The organism is Lysobacter enzymogenes (genome assembly GCF_017168095.1).
In the GTDB taxonomy this organism is placed as follows: Bacteria; Pseudomonadota; Gammaproteobacteria; order Xanthomonadales; family Xanthomonadaceae; genus Lysobacter; species Lysobacter enzymogenes_D.
This window is the reverse complement of sequence record NZ_LXSD01000590.1, coordinates 1-6,587: the sequence shown is the minus strand read 5'-3', so window position 1 is coordinate 6,587 and position 6,587 is coordinate 1. Positions and strand designations below refer to the sequence as shown.

Annotated in this window: 7 protein-coding genes and 1 other RNA gene; 6 read left to right on the top strand and 2 right to left on the bottom strand. The window is 68.8% G+C overall.

Annotated features, from left to right (window positions below):
- Positions 1-108: 108 nt before the first annotated feature.
- Positions 109-936 carry a 16S rRNA (cytidine(1402)-2'-O)-methyltransferase gene (gene rsmI, locus A7A76_RS22920; protein ID WP_206413483.1) on the top strand — a complete coding sequence of 276 codons (828 nt, stop codon included), beginning with the start codon at positions 109-111 and terminating at the stop codon, positions 934-936.
- Positions 937-941: 5 nt separating this feature from the next.
- Here rsmI and A7A76_RS22915 read toward each other — a convergent pair whose 3' ends face one another.
- On the bottom strand, positions 942-1,280 hold the full coding sequence (locus A7A76_RS22915) for a hypothetical protein (protein ID WP_206413482.1): 339 nt from the start codon (positions 1,278-1,280) through the stop codon (positions 942-944).
- A 75-nt stretch (positions 1,281-1,355) separates the two neighbouring features.
- On the opposite strand from A7A76_RS22915, the gene rnpB reads away from it, so the two are divergent.
- An RNA gene (gene rnpB, locus A7A76_RS22910) (RNase P RNA component class A) lies at positions 1,356-1,717 on the top strand.
- Between the two features lie 208 nt (positions 1,718-1,925).
- Here the strand turns inward: rnpB and A7A76_RS22905 are convergent.
- Positions 1,926-2,510: an ester cyclase gene (locus A7A76_RS22905; protein ID WP_206413481.1), complete on the bottom strand. Its 585-nt coding sequence runs from the start codon at positions 2,508-2,510 to the stop codon at positions 1,926-1,928.
- Positions 2,511-2,990: 480 nt separating this feature from the next.
- Here A7A76_RS22905 and mraZ point away from each other — a divergent pair, with 480 nt between their 5' ends.
- The 4 genes from mraZ to A7A76_RS22885 all read left to right on the top strand — a co-directional run.
- On the top strand, positions 2,991-3,437 hold the full coding sequence (mraZ, locus tag A7A76_RS22900) for a division/cell wall cluster transcriptional repressor MraZ (RefSeq protein WP_074862608.1): 447 nt from the start codon (positions 2,991-2,993) through the stop codon (positions 3,435-3,437).
- Positions 3,438-3,448: 11 nt separating this feature from the next.
- Positions 3,449-4,390, top strand: coding sequence for a 16S rRNA (cytosine(1402)-N(4))-methyltransferase RsmH (rsmH, locus tag A7A76_RS22895; RefSeq protein ID WP_241201137.1), 942 nt, complete (start codon positions 3,449-3,451; stop codon positions 4,388-4,390).
- Entirely contained in the window at positions 4,387-4,650 is a 264-nt protein-coding gene (ftsL, locus tag A7A76_RS22890) for a cell division protein FtsL (protein WP_074862616.1), read from the top strand. Before rsmH ends, ftsL begins: the two co-directional genes overlap by 4 nt.
- Before the next feature lie 197 nt (positions 4,651-4,847).
- On the top strand, positions 4,848-6,587 hold a 1,740-nt coding region (locus A7A76_RS22885), incomplete at its 3' end, for a peptidoglycan D,D-transpeptidase FtsI family protein (RefSeq protein ID WP_206413484.1).

Sequence of the window (6,587 nt, the reverse complement as noted above, 5' to 3'; positions counted from 1 at the left end):
CGGCCGGGCCCGTCCGGGGCGCGCTGCGGCCCCAGCCGGGCCTCGTTCCGGCCCGCTCCCCGCCGTCCGCTGCCGCGGCCGGCCTCGCTTCCCGAGATCCCGCTCCCGATGCAAACCCCCGGCACCTTGCACATCGTCGCCACCCCGATCGGCAACCTCGGCGACCTCACGCCGCGCGCGCTGGAGACCCTGCGCACGGTCGCGGCGATCTGCGCCGAAGACACCCGCCACACCCGCCAGCTGCTGTCCCACTTCGGCCTGGAGCGGCCGCTGCTGGCGCTGCACCAGCACAACGAGGAGCAGCAGGCGGCGCAGTTGGTGGCGCGCTTGCAGGCCGGCGATTCGCTGGCCTTGGTGTCGGATGCGGGCACGCCGTTGGTCAGCGATCCGGGCTATCGCCTGGTCCGCGCCGCGCGCGCGGCCGGGATCAAGGTCTCGCCGGTGCCCGGCGCGTGTGCGGCGATCGCCGCGCTCAGCGTGGCCGGCGTGGCGTCCGACCGCTTCGCCTTCGAAGGCTTCCTGCCGGCCAAGGCCAGCGCCCGCCGCGAGCGCCTGGCGCGGCTCGCGGCCGAGCCGCGCACATTGCTGTTCTACGAATCGGCGCACCGGATCGAGGAAACCCTCGACGACATGGCCGCCGCGTTCGGCGGCGCGCGCGGCGCGGTGCTGGCGCGCGAGCTGACCAAGTTGTTCGAGACCGTGCTCGACGGCCCGCTCGACGCGCTGGCCGCGCAGGTCAAGGCCGATCCCAACCAGCGCAAGGGCGAATTCGTGCTGATCGTGGAGGGCGCCGGCGACGACGCCGACGCCAAGGTGATCGAGGGCAAGCGCCTGTACGCCAAGCTCAGCGAACACCTGCCGCCGTCGACCGCGGCCAAGCTCGCCGCCGAACTCAGCGGGGCGCCGCGCAAGGCCTTGTACGGCGGCGGCGAGTAAGCCGCTCAGGGTTTGCTCAGCGCGCGCATCGCGTCGGCCAGCGGCCGCAGCAGTTCCGGCGGGCCCAGCACCTGGAAGTTCCAGATGTCTTCGCTGTGCAGCAGCGGCAGGCCATGCACGCGCAGTACGGTTTCGCCGCCGTCCAGGCCCAGGTTCTGCTCCAGCACGAACTCGCCCGAGCCGCCGATGGCCTCGAGCCCGGGCCAGAAGCCGGCGCGCAGCTCGTTCTCGCTCCAGCCGGGCAGGTAATCGGCGAGGTCGTGCGCGTCGAGCAGACCGTGCCGGCGCTGCATGCCGCGCGGATACAGCGGGTACTGGTCCTCGGGATCGATGGGGTCGTTCATCGCGGTCTCGCGCCACGGCGGAGCGTTCACTTTAGCGCTGCGGCGCCGGCGCGCCCGTGCGACAATGCGCGCCGCGAAGTGGGCCAGGCAGTCGCGTCGTCGGATCGCAAGATCCGGCGCCGAGGAAAGTCCGGGCTCCACAGGGCACGGTGCCAGGTAACGCCTGGGCGGCGCGAGCCGACGGAAAGTGCAACAGAGAGCAGACCGCCGAACGGTTCCTTCGGGAATGCGTGGCAAGGGTGAAACGGTGCGGTAAGAGCGCACCGCGAGTCCGGCAACGGACCGGCACGGCAAACCCCACCGGGAGCAAAACCAAATAGGGAGGTCATGACGCGGCCCGCGTCGCCTCCGGGTAGGTTGCTTGAGCGTAGCGGCGACGCTGCGCCTAGAGGAATGACTGTCCACGACAGAACCCGGCTTATCGGCCCACTTCGCGGCTTTTTTGGCGATTCGCCAAAAAAGCCCCCAAAGTTTGCGGAGCAAACTTTGGGCCCCGGCTCATTTATCTCCAAAACCCCGCCCCTGTCGGGGCGCCCCCTTTGCTAAAGGGGGCTGCTCGCTAGATGGGGGTGTTTGGATGAAGCCCGATTTTGCTTTGAAGCCCCTCTCCCGCTTGCGGGAGAGGGGTTGGGGTGAGGGCGCGCGTTACTTCGCCGCGCCGATCTGCTTCATGAAGGCTTGGTTGTCCCAGAACAGCCACTCCTCGACCATCACCCCGTTTTCCCAGCGGCCGAAGGTGGCCATGTCGAGCTTGAACGGTTGGTTGGTCGGCGCCAGCGTCGTGCCGTCGGGCAGCGGCATCGGCTGGGTGAAGGTGCCTTCCATGATTCCGGTCACCGCGGTGAGGTTGCCTTGCGCGACTTTCACCGGATGCACCTTGATCCGGGTGTCGGGGGCGAACGCGAACTGCGGCTTGAGCCGCTCCAGGTGCGCTTCCAGGCCGGTCGTGGTGCTGCCGTCGGGGTAGTGGACCAGGATGTTCGGGGCGTGGCTGCGATGGAAATGGTCCCACTGCTGGCCGCTGTAGTGGACGAAGTCGAGCTCGTCGAAGGTCTGCAGGTTGCGGTCTTGCTGGGTCTGCTCGGCCTGCAGGCGCTTGAGCACGGCAGCGTCGGCGCGCGCCGCGGTCAGCGGCGGCGGGGCGGCGTCCTGGCGCGCGCACCCGGCGGCGGCCGCCGCGAGCAGCAGGGCCAGGGGCAGGGCGGTGCGGAACGGGGGCGGGACACGCATTGTGGATAACTCCGGGACAAGTCGCCGCCACGCTAGGGCCCGGCACGTCAAATGAATGTCGAGCGCACCCTACGCCGCCGAATTGGACGCAGCGCGTCCAGGCCGATAGCCAGCGGCAATCATCCTTTGCATTCCGATGCTTAGCGCCGATTCGCGCAAATCCACCGAAACTCAGCTTGGTGAAGAAAATGTGACGCCGCTCGCGCAAGGGTCACTTTGTGACGCTATGAGTCTCAAAACCTGAGACGAAACAACGCTTAGTGGATAAGTCTTGAATAAGACTCTCAAGTTCGTCGCAAGCCATTGATGTGCCTAGCGAAATTGAGTCTGGAAAGTTGTTGACAACCCGTTGCGCCCTGCTAATGTGGGCATCCGAGGGAAAACCAGGGTTTTTGTGGTTTTCGGAGGCCAGTCGTCCCGGCAGGGGGCGAATGAACGAGGCGACCCGTCCGGTAGAGACGGGAGCCCACAAGGTGCGCAATGTTCCAGGGCGAAACCGCCATCACGATCGACGACAAGGGCCGGCTGGCGGTGCCCACCGCCTACCGCGAGCTCGTCGCGCGCGAATGCGACAACCGCCTGGTCATCACCTACAACCCGTTCGAGTCCGGCTCCCTCTATCTCTATCCGCTGTCGATCTGGGAGCGCGTGCGCGAGCAGGTCAACAAGCTGCCCAAGGCCAAGGCGGTCAACCGCACGATGCAGCTCAAGCTGGTCGGCGCCGCCGCGTTCGTCGAACTCGACGGCAACGGCCGCATCACCGTGCCCCCCAGCCACCGCGCCGCGGTCGGCATCGAGAAGAAGGCGGTGCTGCTGGGCATGGGCGACAAGTTCGAACTTTGGAGCGAGCAGGCGCATCACGCGCAGATCCGTCAGACCATCAGCGACGACGATCTGAGCGACGAGCTGCTCGACCTGCAGCTATGACGGACGGTGGCATGGAACGCATTCACGCGCGGTCCGGCCACCTTCCCGTGATGTACCGACAGGTGCTCGACGGCCTGCGGGTGCACGGGAACGGAGCCTATCTGGACGGTACGTTCGGCCGCGGCGGGCATGCCCGCGGCGTGCTTTCGCAATTGCAGGCCGGAGGACGCTTGCTGGTGATGGACAAGGACCCCGAGGCGATCGCCGTGGCCGAACGCGAGTTCGGCGCCGATCCGCGCGTGTCCATCTATCGCGGCAGCTTCGCCGAACTCGCCCAGTGGGACGCCACCGCCGCCGGCCTCGACGGCGTGCTGTTCGACCTGGGCGTGTCCTCGCCGCAGCTGGACGTGGCCGAGCGCGGTTTCAGCTTCGGCAAGGACGGCCCGCTGGACATGCGCATGGACCCCGACAGCGGCGTCAGCGCGGCGCAGTGGCTCAACACCGCCGCCGAGAAGGACATCGCCGACGTGCTGTGGACCTACGGCGAAGAGCGCCAGAGCCGGCGCATCGCCCGCGCGATCCTGGCCCGTCGCGCCGCGCAGCCGCTGGCGCGCACCGCCGAGCTGGCCGAGCTGATCGCCCAGGCGGTGCCGCGCGGCGACCAGAAGATCCACCCGGCCACGCGCAGCTTCCAGGCCATCCGCATCTTCATCAACCGCGAACTGGCCGACCTGGAAACCGGGCTCGACGCCGCGCTGGCGCGGCTCAAGCCGGGCGGCCGGCTGGCGGTGATCAGCTTCCATTCGCTGGAAGACCGCATCGTCAAGCAGTTCATCGTCCGCCATTCCAAGGCGCCGCCGAGCAACCGCCGGCTGCCGGTCGAGGTCGCGTTCACTGCGACCCTGCTCGCCATCGACGGCGCGCAGAAGGCCGACGAGGACGAGCTCGCCGGCAACCCGCGCGCGCGCAGCGCGGTGCTGCGCGTGGCGCAGAAGCTGGAGGCGTCGGCATGATGCGCCTGCTGCTGGTGCTGCTGATCGTGGCCAACGTCGTTTCGGCGCTGCTGGTGGTGTTCGCCCGCCACGAGCACCGCCAGCTGTTCGTGCAGCTCAACAAGCTGCAGCGCCAGCGCGACGAGCTCAACATCGAATTCGGCCGGCTGCAGCTGGAGCAGGCGACCTGGGCGGAGAGCAACCGCATCGATCAGGTGGCGCGCGAGCGCATCGGGATGAAGTTCCCCGAGGGCGGCGAAACCGTGGTGATCAGGCCATGAACGTGCGCAAGAACCGCAACGGCAACCACGGCCGCAGCGGCCCGCTGGAGCGCGTGCTCGGCGAGCGCGGCGGCCGCGGCGGTCTGGACCGGCTGGTCGAGAACCTCGGCGACGGCTTCGCCCGCCTGCGCGAGGAGCGCAGCCGCAACAACAAGCCGCGCGGCCGCAACCTGCAGTTCAACCTGCGCAACCGGTTGATGCTGGTCGGCGGCGCGCTCGGCCTGTGCGCGGTGGCGCTGGTCGGCCGCGCGCTGGACCTGCAGGTCATCAGCAACGATTTCTATCGCCAGCAGGGCGATGCGCGCTCGCTGCGCGAAATCCCGATCCCGACCTCGCGCGGCATGATCACCGACCGCAACGGCGAGCCGCTGGCGGTGTCCACGCCGGTCGAGTCGGTGTGGGCGAACCCGAAGGAACTGGCCAAGAACACCGAGCGCCTGCCCGAGCTGGCCAAGGCGCTGGGCGTGGCCCAGGACGAGCTGGCGCGCAAGCTGGCGCAGCGCGCGGGCAAGGAGTTCATGTACCTCAAGCGCCGGATCAATCCCGACGAGGCGCGCCGGATCCTGGCGCTGAAGGTGCCGGGCGTGTTCTCGCAGCGCGAGTTCCGCCGTTTCTACCCGCAGGGCGAAGCGATGGCGCACGTGCTGGGCTACACCAACATCGACGACCGCGGCCAGGAAGGCCTGGAGCTCGCGTTCGACCACGAACTGCGCGGCAAGCCGGGGACCAAGCGGGTGATCCGCGACGGCGCCGGCAACATCGTGGAGAACGTCGATCTGGTGCGCAGCGCCGAGCCGGGCAAGGACATCACCCTGACCCTGGACCGCCGCATCCAGTACCTGACCTATCGCGAGCTGCGCCGCGCGCTCAACGACACCGGCGCGTCCAGCGCCTCGGCGGTGGTGCTGGACATCGAAACCGGCGAAGTGCTGGCGATGGCCAACCTGCCGACCTACAACCCGAACCTGCCGGGCGGCACCAACCGCGACACCCACCGCAACCGCGCCGTCACCGACGTGGTGGAACCGGGTTCGACGATGAAGCCGGTCACCGTCGCCGCCGCGCTGAGCAAGGGCACGGTGACGCCGCAGACCCTGGTCAACACCACCCCGGGCTGGATGCCCAACGGCCGTTACCGCATCACCGACACGCACAACAACGGCGTGCTGACCGTCACCGGCGTCATCACCAAGAGCTCGAACGTGGGCGCGGCCAAGCTCGCCCTGCCGCTGCCCAACGATTACTACTACGGCTTCGTCCACAACTTCGGCTACGGCAGCAAGCCCGGCAGCGGTTTTCCGGGCGAGTCGTCGGGCCTGCTGGCGCCGCCGCAGCGCTGGAGCGGCACGACCAAGGCGACCATGTCCTACGGCTACGGCCTGTCGGCCACGCCGTTGCAGATCGCGATGGTGTACGCGGCGATGGCCAACGGCGGCAAGCTGATCGCGCCGACCTTCGTCAAGGGCCAGCGCAACGAGGGCAAGCAGGTGCTCGAGCCGGTCGTGGCCGGCGAGATCATGCGCATGATGCAGACCGTGACCGAGCCGGGCGGCACCGCCAAGCAGGCGGCGATCCTGGGCTATCACGTCGCCGGCAAGACCGGCACCACGCGCAAGTTCAGCGCTACCGGCGGCTACTCCAAGAAGTACGTGTCGCTGTTCGCCGGCGTGGTGCCGGTGGAGAAGCCACGCTTTTCGATGGTGGTGGTGGTCAGCGAGCCCGATCCGACCAAGAAGGGTTACTACGGCGGGTCGGTGTCCGGCCCGGTGTTCCGCAACGTCATGGACGGCGCGCTGCGCCTGATGGACGTGGCGCCGGACGACATCGAAACCTGGCTGGCGGTGCAGGCCGCGGCCGAGGCCAAGCGGCAGAAGCAGAGCGGCGGCAAGCCCGCCGGCCCGGTCGTGCCCGCGGCGACGCGCGCGGCCGCGGCCGCG

Coding starts and splice junctions, on each gene's coding strand:
- rsmI (WP_206413483.1), top strand. CDS start 109: ATGCAAACCCCCGGCACCTTGCACATCGTCGCCACCCCGATCGGCAAC.
- A7A76_RS22915 (WP_206413482.1), bottom strand. CDS start 1,280: ATGAACGACCCCATCGATCCCGAGGACCAGTACCCGCTGTATCCGCGC.
- A7A76_RS22905 (WP_206413481.1), bottom strand. CDS start 2,510: ATGCGTGTCCCGCCCCCGTTCCGCACCGCCCTGCCCCTGGCCCTGCTG.
- mraZ (WP_074862608.1), top strand. CDS start 2,991: ATGTTCCAGGGCGAAACCGCCATCACGATCGACGACAAGGGCCGGCTG.
- rsmH (WP_241201137.1), top strand. CDS start 3,449: ATGGAACGCATTCACGCGCGGTCCGGCCACCTTCCCGTGATGTACCGA.
- ftsL (WP_074862616.1), top strand. CDS start 4,387: ATGATGCGCCTGCTGCTGGTGCTGCTGATCGTGGCCAACGTCGTTTCG.